General features: G+C 37.0%; 15 protein-coding genes and 1 pseudogene. 10 read left to right on the top strand and 6 right to left on the bottom strand.

Features of this window, described 5'->3' with window-relative positions; translation table 11 throughout:
- Positions 1-121: 121 nt before the first annotated feature.
- Positions 122-1,210, top strand: a complete 1,089-nt coding sequence (locus tag CEF18_RS08205; RefSeq protein WP_110936011.1) for an FUSC family protein — start codon at positions 122-124, stop codon at positions 1,208-1,210.
- A gap of 329 nt (positions 1,211-1,539) precedes the next feature.
- Here CEF18_RS08205 and CEF18_RS08200 read toward each other — a convergent pair whose 3' ends face one another.
- Positions 1,540-2,925, bottom strand: coding sequence for an FAD-dependent oxidoreductase (locus tag CEF18_RS08200; protein WP_110936010.1), 1,386 nt, complete (start codon positions 2,923-2,925; stop codon positions 1,540-1,542).
- A 68-nt stretch (positions 2,926-2,993) separates the two neighbouring features.
- Positions 2,994-3,665 carry a TVP38/TMEM64 family protein gene (locus tag CEF18_RS08195; RefSeq protein WP_110936009.1) on the bottom strand — a complete coding sequence of 224 codons (672 nt, stop codon included), beginning with the start codon at positions 3,663-3,665 and terminating at the stop codon, positions 2,994-2,996.
- Positions 3,666-3,895: 230 nt separating this feature from the next.
- Here CEF18_RS08195 and CEF18_RS25845 point away from each other — a divergent pair, with 230 nt between their 5' ends.
- The gene (locus CEF18_RS25845) at positions 3,896-4,042 is read left to right on the top strand and encodes a hypothetical protein (RefSeq protein WP_183040936.1); all 147 of its coding nucleotides are present in this window, start codon (positions 3,896-3,898) and stop codon (positions 4,040-4,042) included.
- Complete coding sequence (locus CEF18_RS25840) at positions 4,042-4,215, top strand: hypothetical protein (protein WP_183040937.1); 174 nt, start codon at positions 4,042-4,044, stop codon at positions 4,213-4,215. Before CEF18_RS25845 ends, CEF18_RS25840 begins: the two co-directional genes overlap by 1 nt.
- A gap of 99 nt (positions 4,216-4,314) precedes the next feature.
- Here CEF18_RS25840 and CEF18_RS08190 read toward each other — a convergent pair whose 3' ends face one another.
- From CEF18_RS08190 to CEF18_RS08180, 3 genes are all read right to left on the bottom strand, one after another.
- Positions 4,315-6,264 carry an aconitate hydratase gene (locus CEF18_RS08190; RefSeq protein ID WP_110936008.1) on the bottom strand — a complete coding sequence of 650 codons (1,950 nt, stop codon included), beginning with the start codon at positions 6,262-6,264 and terminating at the stop codon, positions 4,315-4,317.
- Positions 6,265-6,716: 452 nt separating this feature from the next.
- Positions 6,717-8,435, bottom strand: a complete 1,719-nt coding sequence (locus CEF18_RS08185; RefSeq protein ID WP_110936007.1) for an ABC transporter ATP-binding protein — start codon at positions 8,433-8,435, stop codon at positions 6,717-6,719.
- A 336-nt stretch (positions 8,436-8,771) separates the two neighbouring features.
- On the bottom strand, positions 8,772-9,065 hold the full coding sequence (locus CEF18_RS08180; RefSeq protein WP_110936006.1) for a DUF5316 family protein: 294 nt from the start codon (positions 9,063-9,065) through the stop codon (positions 8,772-8,774).
- Between the two features lie 513 nt (positions 9,066-9,578).
- Between CEF18_RS08180 and CEF18_RS08175 the strand changes: the two genes are divergently transcribed.
- The 4 genes and pseudogenes from CEF18_RS08175 (at position 9,579) to CEF18_RS08160 (ending at position 12,747) form a co-directional block, all read left to right on the top strand.
- Positions 9,579-9,710 carry a helix-turn-helix domain-containing protein gene (locus CEF18_RS08175; RefSeq protein ID WP_407690388.1) on the top strand — a complete coding sequence of 44 codons (132 nt, stop codon included), beginning with the start codon at positions 9,579-9,581 and terminating at the stop codon, positions 9,708-9,710.
- A 420-nt stretch (positions 9,711-10,130) separates the two neighbouring features.
- Positions 10,131-10,964, top strand: a pseudogene (locus tag CEF18_RS08170) (RNA-guided endonuclease InsQ/TnpB family protein); the annotation flags it as partial.
- Positions 10,965-11,205: 241 nt separating this feature from the next.
- Positions 11,206-11,634: a VOC family protein gene (locus tag CEF18_RS08165; RefSeq protein ID WP_110936005.1), complete on the top strand. Its 429-nt coding sequence runs from the start codon at positions 11,206-11,208 to the stop codon at positions 11,632-11,634.
- 39 nt (positions 11,635-11,673) lie between these two features.
- Entirely contained in the window at positions 11,674-12,747 is a 1,074-nt protein-coding gene (locus CEF18_RS08160) for a DNA alkylation repair protein (RefSeq protein ID WP_110936004.1), read from the top strand.
- A 121-nt stretch (positions 12,748-12,868) separates the two neighbouring features.
- Here CEF18_RS08160 and CEF18_RS08155 read toward each other — a convergent pair whose 3' ends face one another.
- Positions 12,869-13,693 (bottom strand): UTP--glucose-1-phosphate uridylyltransferase, encoded by an 825-nt coding sequence (locus CEF18_RS08155; RefSeq protein ID WP_110936003.1) that lies wholly within the window; start codon positions 13,691-13,693, stop codon positions 12,869-12,871.
- Between the two features lie 228 nt (positions 13,694-13,921).
- On the opposite strand from CEF18_RS08155, the gene CEF18_RS08150 reads away from it, so the two are divergent.
- From CEF18_RS08150 to CEF18_RS08140, 3 genes are all read left to right on the top strand, one after another.
- Positions 13,922-15,202, top strand: a complete 1,281-nt coding sequence (locus CEF18_RS08150) for a UDP-glucose dehydrogenase family protein (protein WP_110936002.1) — start codon at positions 13,922-13,924, stop codon at positions 15,200-15,202.
- On the top strand, positions 15,199-16,149 hold the full coding sequence (locus CEF18_RS08145) for an NAD-dependent epimerase/dehydratase family protein (protein ID WP_110936001.1): 951 nt from the start codon (positions 15,199-15,201) through the stop codon (positions 16,147-16,149). Before CEF18_RS08150 ends, CEF18_RS08145 begins: the two co-directional genes overlap by 4 nt.
- 328 nt (positions 16,150-16,477) lie before the next feature.
- Positions 16,478-17,713, top strand: coding sequence for an IS110 family RNA-guided transposase (locus CEF18_RS08140; protein ID WP_110936000.1), 1,236 nt, complete (start codon positions 16,478-16,480; stop codon positions 17,711-17,713).
- Positions 17,714-17,739 lie beyond the last annotated feature (26 nt).

The following is a 17,739-nucleotide window of genomic DNA, read 5'->3' as shown; positions in this document are numbered from 1 at the left end:
ATCTCTATTGTATCGAAAAACATGCTTTTTACAATAGATATACCTTGATAATCACTGATTTGCTTGAGGTAAAATCATGGTATAATCGACAAGTATTAGTAATGCATCGGAGGAAGTCTTTATGGCAATAAAAAAAACAAATAAAAAAAGGTTTATCGGTAATCGAGTAATCAAAACAGGCATAGCGGTGTTTCTCACTTCTGCAATTTGTATCTATTTTGATTTACCCGTAATTTTTGCGGTGATCACAGCTATTGTTTCCATTGAGCCGACGACATCGGATTCCATTCGAAAAGGAATCATTCGTTTTCCGGCAAGTGCGATTGGTGCAGGATTAGCAACCACTTCTTATTATTTTTTGGGAGTAACAGCTTTGACCTATACTATCGCAGCTTTTTTAACGATTATTCTATGTCAAAAACTTAAACTGCAAGAAGGAACTCTTGTCGCTGCGTTAACTGCAGTAGCGATGATTCCGGAACTACATGATCATGTATTTATATCATTCTTACTGCGATTAGGAACAACAACGATTGGTCTCACTGTATCATCGTTAGTCAATGCTTTTATACTTCCTGTTAACTATCTTTCTGAGATTCGTTCACGAAACAACCAACATGTATTGGAATTAAAAAAAGCGGTACAAGCTGAAATTCGAAATTTATTATTTGCCAAAAAAGAACGAAAAAGCATAAATGAAACATCTTCCTATGATGTATTACGGAATAAAGTATCGAGGACAGAATATTTAATCCGGTCGCAACGGAGAGAAATGAGATTTCATCGCTTCAAAATGGGAAATTACCGTCGTTTTCATTTGTATAAACAAACAACCAACTTTATTCAACGGGCTGTTCTGCACCTTGGTAACTTGCATTATTTATCTTCCACTTTACCGTTAACAAATTATGAAAAGGAACTTTTGGTGAGGGCTGACCGTATTGTAAGGACTACGTTAGAGGATACGGAAGCACCGTTGAATGATGAGTATTTTAAATTTATCGATGAATTAGATAATCATCTTCGTTCCAATTTTACGCGTGCACATCCAGTTAACGTCTATAGTCACGACCATCATCATCTGACCGAAAAAAGTAGTTTATTTTATGAGTTAGTTGCCTTTTTCGATTTAGTGGAAGACCTCCATTACCATTTAAATAAACGGGTTACTAAAAGGTACTGGGGCAATGAGCAAAGCAGGTCTACTTAATTAACGAGGCTGATTTTTATAGATTGTTATTTGAGAACTTGCAAGAGGAAGAGACACGGTCTTTTTCCCGAGTAGGCTGAGGTCGTTGCTCGTGGAAAATGTCCGCCTAGAGCGAATGAGATCCTTTGTTCGAAAGCATTTTATAAATTCTTAGCTTTTAAAAAATGTCACAAAAGGTTTTAAAACTTTTTGTGACATTTCAAGTTAACTCTATTTTCTTCTTTTTTTCAAATATTTATAAAGCATTTTTCCGCCTTTTAAAAGTAAAAGCATTTGTGGTAGTCTTAATTTCATGGGATCACTCCTATTATTTTATTTTACGGGCTACTCTATTTCCATGGATGATCATGCTTGTTCTGAAAAATGACATTATTTTTCTTACGTGCGAAAGTTTTTTTTGAATATGCCCATCTAGGACCTAAGAACCGCAAACCATCCAGTACAGTGTATGGCCACCAACCTATTCCCGAAATATTCAACATATGTTTATAGTGCAGAATAGGATTTCTCTCTAATCGTTTTAATCCAAACATTCTTAACTTTTGGTACCATCTGAAATTCCACGTATAAGCCATCGCAGATAAATGACTCAGGCGGGAAATACGGTCAGATCTATTCTTTCGTACTTTCTCGTAATAGCGCAAATGTTTTGGGTCTGTATTGTCATTTGAAAACATCCAATCAAGTAATTCTCCCAGCACCATGCCGTCTTGAATAGCTAGATTCATTCCTTCCCCTGCCATTGGGTGGACGCTATGAGCTGCATCTCCAAGAATGACCGCATTTCCTTTCACATACTGTTTAATATTATGTCGAATAGGAATCATTAATTGAATCTCTTTCCACGATTTTATTTCTTGAACATAACCTTTTAATGAGGGTTCGAATTTAGTTATGGAATCATAAAAGGTTTCTAATCCTTCGTTTTTCATCAACTTATAGTCCCCTGGTTTAATCAACATTACACTTCTAATTTTATTGTTTGGAAGTGGAAACAGTCCGATGAAATCTTCATGAGTTGCATACATTCTTGCCTCGGTAAAATCACTTGGACGAGGAAATGTCACGGTTAAAAACTGATGGTTATATTTGGTTGTAGTGACGACTTCCCCCATGGCTTTACGAATGATAGAAGCACGTCCTTCCGCTCCAACAAAAAACTTTGCTTCAATATCTATTTCTTTTTTTTCATACTTCACTTTGGCACGCTTAAATTCATTATTTTGCTCATCGATTTCGCTAAAAGAATGGAATGTTGCCGGATTCCAGTAATGAAACCCGGAAAATTCCTTGGCTTTATCCAGTAAGATCTTCTTTAATGTTTCGTGAGGAATCATTCGTGCTTCTGCAAAAGGGGCTGGAAGCCGTAAATAATCTAAAGGAATATATAGAGCCTCTTCTAACTCTCCATTTTTGTTTTTATTCATTTCATACGTGTGTATTTTAGGAAGAGAGAAACTTTCGCTTAATACTTCCTGCGATATTCCCATTAACTGAAAACCTTGCAATGATTTTGGTTGGAGAAGCTCTCCCTTATAAATTTTACCGGGTTGCTTCTCTCTTTCAACAACCAAAACCTTTAAATTCGCTTGAGCTAACTTAACAGATAATGTAAGTCCTCCTACACCTCCGCCAATAATAACTACATCATATGTGTTCAAAGCTACCACTGTCCTTCCCAACATCGGCATAGAGGGTAACTGTGTTTCGTGCATCCTCCGATTAACTGAAAAATGAACGCTTCATTTTTCGTCTGGAACTGGGTACATATTACTGATCACTACTATAATTTTTCATCCGGTAAAAGGTCTATATCTATGTTCTTCTTTTTCATGATTCGCCTTATAATGATAGGAATAGAAAAAGCGACGATAAACAAGCCTGAAGTAATAAGAATCATCGTTAAATTTAAGTCAACAAACGACGCACCAAGAAAATTAAAAGCTAATGTTCCAGGTATGATACCCACCATTGTTGCTCCAAAGTATTTACGAAATTTAATTCTTGATAAGGCAGATAAATAACTCACAAAATCAAAATTTATAACTGGAATGATTCGAAGCGCCATTATATAAAAAAAACCATTCTCTTCTATCTTTAATTGCAGATCGCTCCCTTTTCCATTCCAGTTTTTTTTTCTTAAATTAGCACCTAATTTTCGAAAGACTAAAAACGACACAGCAGCTCCACTGAGAGACCCTATGTACGTCACTAAAGGTCCTATAAACGGACCGAATGAGAGTCCACCCGCGATTGCTAAAATAGATGCAGGAAATAAAACAAAAGGGCGAATCGTAAAAATACCAATAAATACGAGTGGGGCCCAGATTCCAAACGATTGCATGAGTACTTGGATGTGATCGGGATTTATATCAATATACGCAAAATTGAAATATAGAAGTGAACCAATCAAAATTAGAAAAACCAGTATTTTTATTATCAATTTAAACGGCATTTATGGTACCCCTTTATAATTTCTTTCCATAATGTATATATAACCTTTTATTAAAAGTTTTAATCTGGGAAACATATGGATATTTGTGATCTTTAAGTTTATTATCTCGGTGAATTCATTTTACAAGACTTCGCCCGATGACTCAATCAACATTTTCTCTCTGCTCATAATATCATTTAATTAGGAAAAAATATAAAGGCACGAGCTTTCTAAAAAGGAGGTTAGATACGATGAGTAAACATTCAAAATCTAAACGGAATATGCAAGACAGTAAAGACGCTGTTCAACCGCACGACGGAAAGGAACGAATCACTATTTCTAAAAGTAGTCCTGAATTAGATGGGAGTAACAGCAATCAACAAAGGAGTAAAAAGTAATGAAAGATAAGAAAAATTCTGATATAGCAAAAAAAAATCTAGCTCTTGACGAGGATCGGATGATTAACGAGGGTCTTGGGGGCGGAACTGTAAGTCCAAGAGAAAATTCGGGGATAATCGAAAATTCAAGGAATTTAGAAGTAGAGGGAGCACCTCGTCGGACACAACCGTAAGAGGTAATTTTCTCAGTTAGAGTAAACAACCCGTAAGCCCGCTGTATATAGCAGGCTTACGGGTTGTTTTGTAATACAACTTAAAGATAATCGTAACTTTTACGCCTTCGTTCTTTCTCTCACCCAGTTGATTAAACCACCGGCCAACATAATGTCTACTTGCCGATTAGACATTACATGAACACATGGAATGTCTAATCCCTTTGCTTCAACTTTTGCTGAGATCGCGATGTCGTTACGTAAGCTTTCACGTAAATTTTTAAAGGAAAGAACATCTCCCTCACTAAGTTTGTCGAAGTCATCTGGATTACTGAAGGTTACAGGAAGAATTCCGAAGTTAACTAGGTTTTGCCAATGAATTCGTGCGAAATCCTTCACTAATACTGCTCGTAAACCTAAGAATCTTGGAGCCAAAGCAGCGTGCTCACGACTTGAGCCTTGCCCATAGTTAAACCCTCCTACGATGGAGTGCCCTCCATCTTCAAGCAGTGCTAGGGATCGATTATAATAATCTTTATCTAAAATCTCAAAACTGAATTTACTGATTTCTTGTAAATTACTTCGGAATGGTAATACTCTTGCTCCACCTGCTAATATTTCGTCCGTGGAAACATTATCACCTAAATGAAGCAGTATTGGAACATCCAACTCGTCTGGTAAAGGTTGCATTTCCGGTATCGAGGTAATGTTTTTACTTTTATATAACGAAACCATTTTTGCTTCCTCTAATGGTAATGGTGCATCCAGTAAATCGATATCAATGGTAGGTTTTTTAGGTTCACTTACTGTTGGATACTTCATCTTCAATGTTCGTGGATCAGTTATCTCTCCTGTTAAAACAGATGCAGCTGCAGTTTCAGGTCCACATAAGAACACGCTATCCTCTCTCGTCCCGGATCTTCCAGGAAAATTCCGAGGCGTAGTTCTTAAACTGTTACGACCTGATGCAGGAGCTTGCCCCATACCAATACAACCATTACATCCAGCTTGGTGAAGGCGCCCACCTGCAGTTAAAAGACTTGTAATGTGACCTTCATTAATAAGGTCCGTTAAAATTTGTCGAGAAGATGGGTTAATATCAAAAGATACTCCTTTGGCGATGGATTTACCTTTTACAATCTCAGCGACAATAGCGAAATCATTATAGCCGGGATTTGCTGAAGAACCGATATATGACTGATAGATAGGTTCCCCGGCTACTTCGGAAACAGGCACGACATTACCTGGACTAGATGGTTTTGCAATTAACGGTTCTAATGTCGAAAGGTCAATTTTTTCATTAATATCGTAAGTTGCATCTTTATCTGCAACTATTTCGCTCCAATCATTTTCCCTTTTTTGCGTTTTCAAGAATCGTTTTATTTCACTATCTGCTGGAAAAACCGATGTAGTTGCTCCTAATTCAGCACCCATATTGGCGATGACGTGTCGGTCCATTGCATCAAGGTATTTCAATCCGTCCCCATAGTATTCTATGACCGTTCCCACCGCACCCTTTACATCGTATCGTCGAAGCAGTTCTAAAATAACATCTTTTGCTCCAACCCAATCGGGAAGTTTTCCTGTTAACTCAATGCCCCACACTTTTGGCATTTTTACGTAAAGTGGTTCTCCAGCTATCGCCATGGCAACATCAATGCCGCCAGCACCCATCGCAAGCATTCCCATGCACCCATTCGCACAGGTATGACTGTCAGATCCTAAGAGAGTTTTACCAGGCTTGGCTAATCGTTGCATATGGACAGGGTGACTTACGCCATTTCCTGCTTGACTATAATACATGCCGAAGCGCCGAGTAGCACTTTCTAAGAACAAGTGATCGTCTGGGTTTTTACTGTCCACTTGAATGATATTATGATCAACATACTGAGCGGACGCTTCTGTTTGAGCCCGTTCTATTCCCATTGCTTCCAGTTCTAGCATGACAAGTGTTCCCGTTGCGTCCTGTGTTAACGTCTGATCAATTATTAAACCGATTTCTTCACCTGGTTTCATCTCGCCCGAGAGTAAATGAGATTGGATTAACTTTTGTGTTACATTTAAAGCCATGCATGCTCCTCCTTTTAATACTATTGATATATAATTCCCTCAACTAAACAAGCCTACACTTAAGATGTTTCCTTTTAATTAGCCATTGAAAACTTAGGATTTACCATTTAAATGCAAATTATTAATTGAATAATCATTAGAGTTAGAGATGAGCCTATTAAGAATCCATAAAATTTAACAAAAAAAGCGAAAGCGCCTTGAACACCGACGTAGAAGCTAGACAGTTCTAAAGAAAACTTTCTTATCTTCTAAGAAAAACGGCATAGCCGTCTTTTATTAAATTCAGCTTCTGCTTCCGCCGCCATCATTTAAGTATCAAGGATGTTTTCTCTTGATACGTGCGGCGTGAAAGTAGCTGCCAACTTATAAATCTATCATTTCCTAACATAAAAAATAAGCCAAACTGAGCGAAGATTCTCAGTTTAGCCTATGTGTGTTTTATGAATTAGTTCCTAACGTCGCGCATATTGAACTCTGTGTAAGTTTGCGAAAATACCATTTTGCTCAATCAGTTCTTCGTGAGCTCCTTCTTCGGCAATACCTTCCTCTGTGACGACGACAATTCGGTCTGCATTCCGTATTGTCGCTAATCGGTGGGCAATAATTAATGTGGTTCGATCCTGTGCAAGCACTGATAAAGCTTCTTGGATGACCATTTCCGTTTCTGTATCAAGTGCCGAAGTTGCTTCATCCAAAATTAGAATAGGTGGATTTTTCAAAAACATTCTAGCTATGGCAATCCGTTGTTTTTGACCGCCAGATAATTTCAGACCCCTTTCTCCTATCTGGGTTTCATATCCATAAGGAAGAGATTCGATAAATGTATCTAACTTTGCTTGACGAGCGACATTTTCAATTTGTTCATTGGTTGCATCTAACATTCCGTAAGCAATATTTTCCCGTAACGTTCCAGTAAATAAAAATACATCTTGTTGGACTATCCCAATTTTGCTGCGTAAAGAATCTTTCGTCATGCTTCGAATATCTAATCCGTCAATAGAAATTGCCCCTTCATTCACATCATAAAACCTGGGAATTAAGGAACAAATCGTTGTTTTCCCAGCACCAGAAGGTCCTACAAATGCAATTGTTTCTCCGGCATTTATTTGCAGATTAATTCCTTCTAGCACTTGTTTATTGCCTTCATAGCTAAAGCCAACATTATCAAGTGATATATCACCTTTTAGATGATGAACTTGAATGGCATCTTCGGCATTTTTCACCTCTGGCTCGGTGTCAATCATATCTGTGAAACGTTTAAAGCCAGCCATCCCTTTTGGATATAATTCCATAAGCGCACTTATTTTATCAATTGGCTTAAACAAAACATTGACATAAAGAATGAACGCAACGAGTTCCCCGTAGGATAATTGACCAGATATACTGAGCCAAGCACCGAAAACGAGTACTATTAATGTAATAAAGCGAGTCATCATATAAATTCCTGATACACTAAATGCCATTACTTTATATGACTTTATTTTTGCGTTCTTGAATTTATTGTTTTGGCGATTGAAGCGTGATATTTCAAATCGTTCATTTGTAAAGGACTGGACGACACGCACTCCAGAAACACTATCTTCTACTCTCGCATTCACGTCAGCAATGTCACGAAACATCTGCTTCCAAGCTTTGTTCATTCGTAAATTACAAAATACGATTAATCCGATTAGAACTGGTACTACGAGTAATATTACTAAGGCAAGTTGTAAATTAATCGTCATCATTATCCAAAATGCACCCATAAAAGTCATAATGGCAATAAAAACATCTTCTGGACCATGATGGGCGAGCTCGCCGATATCAAAAAGGTCATTTGTAAATCGACTCATTATATGTCCAGTCTTAGTATTATCAAAATAGCGAAATGATTGTTTTTGTGTATGTTCAAATAATTCTTCACGCATATCAGTTTCAATATTGATTCCTAGTTTATGTCCCCAGTAGTTGACAACATACTGTAGTAGAGTACTAACCCCATAGACTAAAAACAAACCTATGCTAACCCACATGATCGTTGACCAATCTCCTGAGAGGAGTAATGAATCGACGAACCACTGGACAGCGAGGGGGAATGCTAGTTCAAGAATTGCAACAATGATAGCACTACCAAAGTCAGCTGCGAATAATTTCTTATGAGGGATGTAATATGACAAAAAACGCTTGATCACGCATGGTCCTCCTTTGGCTTTATTACTGAAATAGGTTGTTATTGTAGTTTATCTGCATTCTAGGTAGAGTAAGCTGTTCTCCATTGCTATATTTTTTACAGCTAAGAATGTTCTATTTTAACCAACACTATTACTTAACAAAGCTTGTAATTTTACACATATACTAGGATTATAGATAAAGGTTTATGATTAGGCAAGAACTTCCTGTGAAGGGACTGCTAGCTCTTCCTAAATGTCTTCATAGTATCGGGGGAATATAAAGTGAAAAGAACGATGTCCCATTTGATAAGGCATCGTTCTAAATTATATATTTAGATCTGTTATAGACAAATGGACTTAGATGATAAAGAGTAAGATAATTGCCATGATAACACTAGGGATTGTTATCAAAATAGTGTCTGTTCCCATTTTTGTCTTTCGTCGACGCTCCTTTTTAGATTCCCTTTCACTGGTAGCACTACTTCTTCCGCCACCTATAAATGCTCCTAAAAAAAGTCCTGAAAGCACTATTCCAATAATGGAAATGAAACATGCTATGGCAAAAACGGCATCCCATCCACTCCCAACTAGCAAGCCAATAAGTATAGATATACCAGCAAGTATTACTCCAAAGCCTAGATATTTGAGCATACGATCCCCTCCTATAGTTCTACATACGGTTCATGAAAGCTAAAGTTTCATAGGCTTTCATCTATAGCCTTCCCTATTTTACCCAGAGTACCTTGGTGAAGGCAACCCTAAATCCAGCTTTATCCATGCTTTGCTGGGTAATACTTTCGAACTTAGCTTCTTGGGTGGTTTTGAGTGAAGTACATCCAAATCTGCGGCACTATCTCAGAAGGTTTTTGAGACAACTAGCTCTGAAGAAGCTCTTTGCCAAACACGACCGCGCCAACTCTTTGTTCTTAATCAGGTCCGCAAGCCCGAGCCCATCATAGTGTTCATAGTTAAATCCTTGCATGCAAATGTCGCTTTTAACAGATTTAAGCCAGAATTCTCCTTCCTCAAAAATTTAGTAGAATTTTAGGTGGGAGATGAATGGTCCTTTTTTTGTTTTTTCTGAAAATAAAAGGAAAAATGAAGGACAAATAATGTGATTTTTGGTATCATTATAGACAAACGTACGTTTGGAGGTGGCTTGATATGGCTAAAAAGAACAAGGCGTTCAAATGTCGATTATATCCATCGAAAGAACAGATGCAATTATTGCGTAAAACCTTTGGTTGTGTGAGTTTTACTTACTTAAAGGATATGATACCCCATGAATCCGCTTGAGGCGGACGCTTTCCACGGGCAACGCTTCAGCCTCCTTCGGGAAAAAGAACTTGTCTGCTAGCAACGCTCCGAAGGGTATCCGTCGAGACAACTCGAAGCTTATTCGTGAAGTAACGCTCGTCCCTGCGGGGTCTGCAGTTGTTGCTTTTCCGCTGCATAGGAAATTATAGATTTATGAGTTGTGGATACATCTTAAACGGAAGTTGGCGTTTAGCTCCAGCGCCTATCGACTAGAGTAGCTTCCCTCACCTCGTCTACGATAAGTCGAGAACGAAAGAGTAGAACTCTCTTTCAACTCTCCTTTATCTCACTCGATTCAGTCCAGCTCTTACGTCGATGTTCAAGGCGCTTGCGCTTTTGTTCCTGGAGTCACCGCCTTTCGCTTCTTTTAGGTTTTGAGCAAAAACAACAAAGTTTGCGAAATTCCCAAAATTCAAAAGCAAGAAGCACAAACAAAGCTACACAACGAACGTCGTGAACGGAAATAGTGACATTTTGGAAGGTCATATCAAGTTACCTAAACTCAAGTGGGTTAAAATCAAACACCATAGAGAGATTTCAGAAACCCATCGATTAAAGTCTGTAACCATTTCGATGACTGGTTCTGGAAAAGTCTATGTATCTATTCTTACAGAATATGAGATTGAAACTAATCGTGTAGAACCTAAAAACGTTGTTGGATTAGATTTTTTCATTAGCGATTTGTACGTAACAAGCGATGGTGAAAAAGCCAATTACCCTCGTTTTTACCGACAATCCCTCGAAAAATTAGCCAAAGAGCAACGTGTTTTATCGCGTCGTAAAAAAGGTTCTAACCGATGGTATAAGCAGAAACGAAAAGTAGCAAAGCTACTGGAAAAAACGGCAAATCAACGTCGTGATTTTTTACACAAAAAGAGCTACACGTTAGCTGTTAATTATGATTATGATGCTATTGCTATCGAGGACCTTGAAATGAAAGGCATGTCCAGAGCTCTTAACTTTGTCAAAAGTGTATCCGACAACGGTTGGGGCATGTTCAAGACATTTCTAAAATACAAGTTCGAAGACCAAGGAAAATTCTTTGTCAAAATCGACAAATGGTTTCCTTCTTCAAAGAAGTGCTCGAACTGCGGAGAAGTGAAGGAAAAGCTATCTCTTTCTGAAAGAACATACTCTTGTACTTGCGGTCACATATCAGACCGGGACGATAACGCTGCAAAAAATATAAAAAAGGAAGGAATAAGACTCCTCTCCCAAACGAAAGTAGCCTAAATAAATATAATTAGTTATTTGAACCGCTGGTACAGCGGAGTTAGCTCGACTGATTTAGTTGGCTAGTAAAAGCGACTATTATCCGAGAAGCCCCCACTTCAAATTCTGAAGAATTAAGTAGGGGCAGTTCACGGTTACCTAAAAACCCTCTATATAATCCTGAAAATGGTTAAAAACGACATGATCGGTTTGTCTGTGATAAAATGAAGCAATTATTCTTTCATGAAGGAGATTACCATAGATGGATAAAAAACTTGATCATATCGGCATTGCAGTCCGTAACCTTGAATATAGCATGACCTTTTATATAGAAGTGTTAAATGCGAAATTAATCGATCGTTACAAGAGCGAGGCAAAGGGCGTTGAAAGTGACATTGCAATTTTAGAAATAAATCATAGTCGTATCGAACTGTTGGCCCCTACAAATAACACTACCTCCCCGATTGCACGTTTTATTAAACAAAAGGGAAAAGGCGTACATCATGTCGCTTATCAAGTCGAGAATCTAGAGCAAGCAATTAAAGAACTGGACATAAAAGGGATACGGGTAATGGAAGATACAAGAAGAATAAATAAGCACGGTAGAAGATTAATCTATTTGAATCCTGCTGATACAGAAGGTACCATTATTGAATATTGCGATTATCCAGAGATTGAAAAAAAGAAATAAAAATTTTCTGCTTGTATACCTAAGAAAGGAGTGTTTAGCTTGGCAAAAGTAAAAGAGATTTATAGTGAGGAATTTATCGAACGACTAGCAGATGCTTTACACAATTCGGCCAGTTCTTTCAACTCTGAGAACTTTTATGCGGCAGTGTATCGTGATGACTGGGATGACTTAGAATTTAAACAACGAGTGCGTAGATTGTCTACAGCTATGTATGAGACACTCCCTGAAGAATACGAAGAAACACTTCCAATATTGAAAGAAGTTGCAACGGAATTTCAAGGGCTATCCGGCATTATCTTCCCTGATTATGTGGAGCAATTTGGGGTGAAAAACTGGAATGCCTCCATGCATGCCCTTGAACATTTCACGAAGTTCTCTACATCGGAATTTGCGATCCGAGCTTTTCTAATGGCAGATGAGGATAAAATGTTAAAGAAAATGTTCCAATGGTCAAACGATAAGAACGAACACGTTCGAAGATTAGCTAGCGAAGGGTGCAGACCGAGGCTTCCTTGGGGGCAATCCCTCCCATCGTTTAAAAAGAATCCGATGCCGCTAATTCCACTTTTAATGAATTTAATCCGCGACGAATCTTTATACGTTAGAAAAAGCGTTGCGAATAATTTAAACGACATTACTAAGGCACATCCTGAAGTTGTTATTAACATGGTTCGAAATGAGTTTGGAAAAGATGAAAGAACAGATTGGATTTTGCGACATGCTTCCCGAACGTTATTAAAACAAGCTAACAAAGAAGCACTTGCTTTGTTTGGCTATGAAGCCAACGAATTGACGCAAGTTAGAAATCTTAAGCTAGAGGACACGAACGTAGCTATTGGAGAAGCTCTTACATATTCTTTTCAAATTATTGCTAAAGGCATAACCAAAGTAAGAATTGAATACGCCATTGATTTTGTTAAAAAGAGTGAGAAGCGAACAAGGAAGATTTTCAAGATCTCTGAAACAGATCTACGAGAGGGGCAAATAAAAACATACACTCGTTCTCAATCTTTTCAGAATATGACGACGCGAACACATTATCCTGGTGTTCACACCATTTCAATTCTCATAAATGGTGCAGAGAAAACAAGATGTGATTTCAAAGTGAATTAGTGCAATAATTGTGCCTTAGAACTCGTACCGCGTTTGAAGAGAGGAAGTAAAATGATCTCCTCTCTTATTTAAGTTCTCGAATAATAAAAATAAATTTAACTTATTGAAATCTACTATCCCCTTATTCCTCAGTCATCTTCTGACCCATTATTTTCTGGATTAGATTGAAGTAATCCTGTTCAGAACCAATGTCGAATCTTTCGCTGACTACTTCAACCCCAAAGCACTTTTCTGATGTTAATAATTGTTTTATTGCATCTGTTAATTGAACTTCTCCTCCAGTTCCCTGTGCTGTTTTTTCCAAATACGAAAAAATCGTTGGTTCAAAAATATACCGACCACTAACCGCTAAATTAGAGGGAGGAGATGACTGTGGCTTTTCAACGATATCAAGAATTTCATAAGTATTATTCTGAATACTATTTGCTTTAACTACCCCATAGTTTTTTAATTGATCTTGTTTAACATTCTCTAGAGCAATGAGATTGGTTTGATAAGTATGGTACACATCTAAAAGCTCGGTTAATGCTGGTTTATTGGAACTAATATAAATATCATCTGGTAGAAGAACTGCAAACGGTTCACTACCTGAGAACTGCTTTCCTAGATTAATAGCAGCGCCTAACCCTTCCGGAAAGGGTTGACGTACATATTGAATATAAACGTTAAGTTGCTTTATTTTATCCAATAAGTGATGTTTGTTTGTTCGTACTAAAAAGTATTCGTATTCAAGAGATCGATCAAAGTAATCTATAATCACGCTTTTATTACGAGATACAACAATTAATATTTCTTCAATTCCTGCTTCTATTGCTTCTTCAACAATGAGTTGAATGGCTGGTTTGCCTGCAACAGGGAACATTTCTTTTGGAATTACTTTTGTAATGGGTAAATTTCTCGTTCCATAACCTGCTGCTGGAATGATTGCCTTTTTCACTGTTCTCATCTTCAATTCCCCCCTATTCACTATTTTTATATATTATTAAAGAAAGACATACTTGAAACTTGTCCTCTATAAAAAGGGTGAAATGATTGCTCATCTATCTTGATATAATACCTATTTTTCAGTAATTACACTCCTATACCATCACCCTTCGTACTATCGAAAATAAAATATAATAATATAATATAATTTAATTTATCTATATTAATTTATGTGAAAAGGGTGATACAAATGAAAATATGTATGATAGGTACTGGTTATGTGGGATTAACAACTGGTACTGTTTTGACTGAATTAGGTCATGAAGTTTTTTGTGTTGATAAGGATAAAGATAAAATATCAAGGTTAAATAAAGGAGAAGTCCCCATACATGAACCTGGTTTATCAGAACTTATCATTAAAAACAAACAGAGAAACAATCTGCATTTTACAAGTGATGTTCATAAAGCAATCAAAGAATGTTCGATCCTTTTTATAACGGTAGGTACTCCTCCAAATGAGGATGGGAGTCAAAATCTAATTGCTTTGGACGAGGTGGTAGAAACTCTTGCTCAAACCATCACTGCTCATAAAACAATTATTATGAAAAGTACAGTATTACCAGGTACAAATGAATCGGTTCAAGAAACATTGATCAAACGGGGAATTAATCATGGTTTATTTGATATTGTATCTAATCCTGAGTTTTTAAGAGAAGGATATGCCGTATTCGATATGATGAATCCTGACAGAATTGTTATAGGTTCACATAGTGAAAAGTCTATAAAACTCGTTAAAAGTCTTTATAGAAAACTTGATGCTCCTTATGTAGTGACTTCTTTGACTGGAGCAGAGATGATCAAATATGCTTCAAACGCTTTCTTAGCAACTAAAATATCCTTTATCAATGAAATAGCACGCATTTGTGATGCATTTGATGTTGAGATTACAGATGTAGTGAGTGGATTAGCAACAGACAAAAGAATTAGTCCTCATTTCTTAAAAGCAGGATTAGGTTACGGTGGTTCATGCTTTTCTAAAGATTTACGAGCATTGGAATATACAGCCAGACAAAAAAATATCATCACCGATATATTAATCTCTGTTCAGAAAGTCAATGATACACAAACTGATCTGTATATAAAGAAATTAATCGAGAAATTATATGATCTATCCGATAAAAAAATTACTGTTTGGGGTTTATCATTTAAACCAGATACCGACGATATACGTGATTCAAGATCTCTTCATTTAATAGACAAATTAATAGAAAAAGGCGCAAATGTTTACGCTTATGACCCAATTGTTCACCTTCCTTCATCCAAAATTACCTGTCATCAAGATATCTATGAATCGATCAAAGGTTCAGATGCACTTATTCTTGCGACAGAGTGGAGTGAATTTCAAAAAGTGAATTGGATCAAGGTAAAAGATTCTATGGAAGGGAGTGTAATAGTGGATGGACGTAATGTCATTGATCCTGTGATCGTGAAAAAACATGGATTTCATTACATTGGGGTGGCAAGGCCATGAGAATCATTGTGACAGGTGCAGCTGGATTCATTGGTTCACATTTATGTGAACAATTATTACAAGATGAAATGAACGAAGTCATTGGTATCGATGGATTTATTGATCCTTCCCTTATAACGTTTAAACAAAAAAATATAGAAAAACTTCTACGTCATCCTCGATTTCAGTTTTTAAACGAGAATTTATTAGAAATAGATTGGAGCACGGCCCTTTCGAATGTTGATGCGATTTATCATTTAGCAGCATTACCAGGAGTTCGTACCAGTTGGGGAAGCGATTTCGAATTGTACACGATCAATAATATTAACGTTACTCAACGGCTACTAGAAGCTTGTAAAAGCATTTCTCTAAAAAACTTTATCTACGTGTCTACTTCTTCTGTATATGGAGAAAGTGTTGGCAAGGTTTTAGAAACGTCAACACCTTCGCCTCTATCTCCTTACGGAATAACCAAACTAACCGGAGAATATCTATGTAAGGTATACGCAGAAAACGATGGTATTCCATTGACAATTCTTAGATACTTTACTGTATACGGACCGAGACAACGATCCGATATGGCATTTCACATATTCATTGATTGTATGTTAAACAACAAACCAATACCAATTTACGGTGATGGAACTCAAACTCGTGATTTTACTTTTGTATCTGATTGTGTGGAAGGGACTGCTGCTGTTCTTTATGCCGAAAATGTCATAGGAAAAACAATCAATATTGGTGGAAAAGAACGCATGTCTATATTAGAAGTGATTGAAATATTAGAAGAAATCTTAGGGGAAAAAGCAACATTGAATTTTCTTGGCAACCCTCGCGGAGAACCAAGGCATACGTGGGCAGATATAACAAAAGCAGAACAGTTACTATACTATCAACCAAAAATTTCTATAAAAGAAGGTATTAGATATGAATTAAATGATTTACGAAATATTCTTACTAGAAAATGAGTGTAAAAGTTGGATAATGAGAAACTGTATACAGAAAAATAAAAAGGTATAAGACTTGTTTGAAAGTCTTATACCTTTCGTATTATAAGGTCAGCCAGAAAATATTTCTGGTTGACCATTTTTTATATCGATATATGATAACGGTAGCCGTGGTAGAACGTTCGCGCCTGTGGGGCTATGACCCCGTCCGCAAAACAGTTCGCCCCCTACTTGTAGAGACATGTTTGAGGCTGGTTGGGACAATGATCTCGTATAACAAGCGAAGCTATGACACTATGAGGAGGGTTTGGGGGTTACCGGCAATCATATTTTTGAAGGAGGAATTTTAATGAATCCAGTCGTTGGTCTGGATGTAGCAAAAGGTGAGAGTCAGGTTCAAGCATACTTGGAAAGAAAGAAGCCCTACAAGAAAAGTTTCAAAGTAAAACATGATCTTGATGGGTTAGCTAGTTTATTAGATTTTATTAAAGAGATAGAAGATATTTTAGGAGAACGTCCCCCTCTTGTAATGGAATCAACTGGTCATTATCACACACCTGTTGTTCAATATTTTGGGGACAAAGGCTATTTAATCATTATCGTAAATCCACTCATCTCTTATAAAGCAAAAAGTTCTAGTTTGCGGAAGGTAAAAACAGATATCATTGATGCCAATCACCTCTGCGAGCTGTATTATAAAGAGGATTTAGAGCCTTATAAAAAGCGTGGTATCCAACTTATGAACTTACGTCATCTTACGAGACAGCACGATAATATAACAGGGATGTTTGTACAAACCAAACTACAATTTCATGCAGTTTTGGATCAAGTATTTCCTGAATATAGTAAGGTTTTTGGGGACTTATATTCGGATGTTTCTTTAAAAACATTACAAGTATTTCCTACTTCAGAAGATGCCTTAAAAGCTGATACTGAAATTTTAGCAACTAAAATAAAAGAATTCTGTAACACTCGTTCACTACAATGGGCAAACAAACAGGCTGAAAAACTAATTACTGCCGCAGCTCAAAACCCTTTTCAGAAGACTTTATACTCTAGTCTTGCCCTAAGCTTAGATATGTATATTAGTATGCTCTTTGAACACAAAAAACATCTATCCATGCTTGAAAATGAGATAGATGCTTTAGCAAAAAGTCTTGAAGAATCTAAGATTATCCGATCAATTCCCGGTATCGGTGAAAAAATCGCAGCAACGATTATTTCTGAAACTGGGGAAATTGAAAGGTTTAATCACCCTAAGAAACTAGTGGCATTTGCCGGTCTTGATCCAAGTGTCTTTGAATCTGGCACATTCAAAGGTACTTACAATCGAATTACCAAAAGAGGATCTAGCAGACTACGGCAAGCTTTGTATATGGCTGTTAAATGTGCTATTCGTGACTGCCGCAAACAGAAAACAACGGATGAAATCCTTCCTCGTAATAAGAGATTACGAGCGTTTTATGATAAGAAACGGGAAGAAGGAAAACCTTTTAGAGTAGCTGTAATAGCTTGTGCAAACAAACTATTACATTGGATTTATGCACTTTTAAAAAACAAAACCCCTTTCCAAGATTTAACTTGATTTAACAATTTAACCAAGTGAACCAA

This window comes from Salipaludibacillus neizhouensis, assembly GCF_002886185.1.
GTDB lineage: Bacteria > Bacillota > Bacilli > Bacillales > Salisediminibacteriaceae > Salipaludibacillus > Salipaludibacillus neizhouensis.
Note: the sequence above shows the minus strand (reverse complement) of the source record. Positions and strands in the feature narration are given on the sequence as shown.

Coding starts and splice junctions, on each gene's coding strand:
- CEF18_RS08205 (WP_110936011.1), top strand. CDS start 122: ATGGCAATAAAAAAAACAAATAAAAAAAGGTTTATCGGTAATCGAGTA.
- CEF18_RS08200 (WP_110936010.1), bottom strand. CDS start 2,925: ATGCACGAAACACAGTTACCCTCTATGCCGATGTTGGGAAGGACAGTG.
- CEF18_RS08195 (WP_110936009.1), bottom strand. CDS start 3,665: ATGCCGTTTAAATTGATAATAAAAATACTGGTTTTTCTAATTTTGATT.
- CEF18_RS25845 (WP_183040936.1), top strand. CDS start 3,896: ATGAGTAAACATTCAAAATCTAAACGGAATATGCAAGACAGTAAAGAC.
- CEF18_RS25840 (WP_183040937.1), top strand. CDS start 4,042: ATGAAAGATAAGAAAAATTCTGATATAGCAAAAAAAAATCTAGCTCTT.
- CEF18_RS08190 (WP_110936008.1), bottom strand. CDS start 6,264: ATGGCTTTAAATGTAACACAAAAGTTAATCCAATCTCATTTACTCTCG.
- CEF18_RS08180 (WP_110936006.1), bottom strand. CDS start 9,065: ATGCTCAAATATCTAGGCTTTGGAGTAATACTTGCTGGTATATCTATA.
- CEF18_RS08175 (WP_407690388.1), top strand. CDS start 9,579: ATGGCTAAAAAGAACAAGGCGTTCAAATGTCGATTATATCCATCGAAA.
- CEF18_RS08165 (WP_110936005.1), top strand. CDS start 11,206: ATGGATAAAAAACTTGATCATATCGGCATTGCAGTCCGTAACCTTGAA.
- CEF18_RS08155 (WP_110936003.1), bottom strand. CDS start 13,693: ATGAGAACAGTGAAAAAGGCAATCATTCCAGCAGCAGGTTATGGAACG.
- CEF18_RS08150 (WP_110936002.1), top strand. CDS start 13,922: ATGAAAATATGTATGATAGGTACTGGTTATGTGGGATTAACAACTGGT.
- CEF18_RS08145 (WP_110936001.1), top strand. CDS start 15,199: ATGAGAATCATTGTGACAGGTGCAGCTGGATTCATTGGTTCACATTTA.
- CEF18_RS08140 (WP_110936000.1), top strand. CDS start 16,478: ATGAATCCAGTCGTTGGTCTGGATGTAGCAAAAGGTGAGAGTCAGGTT.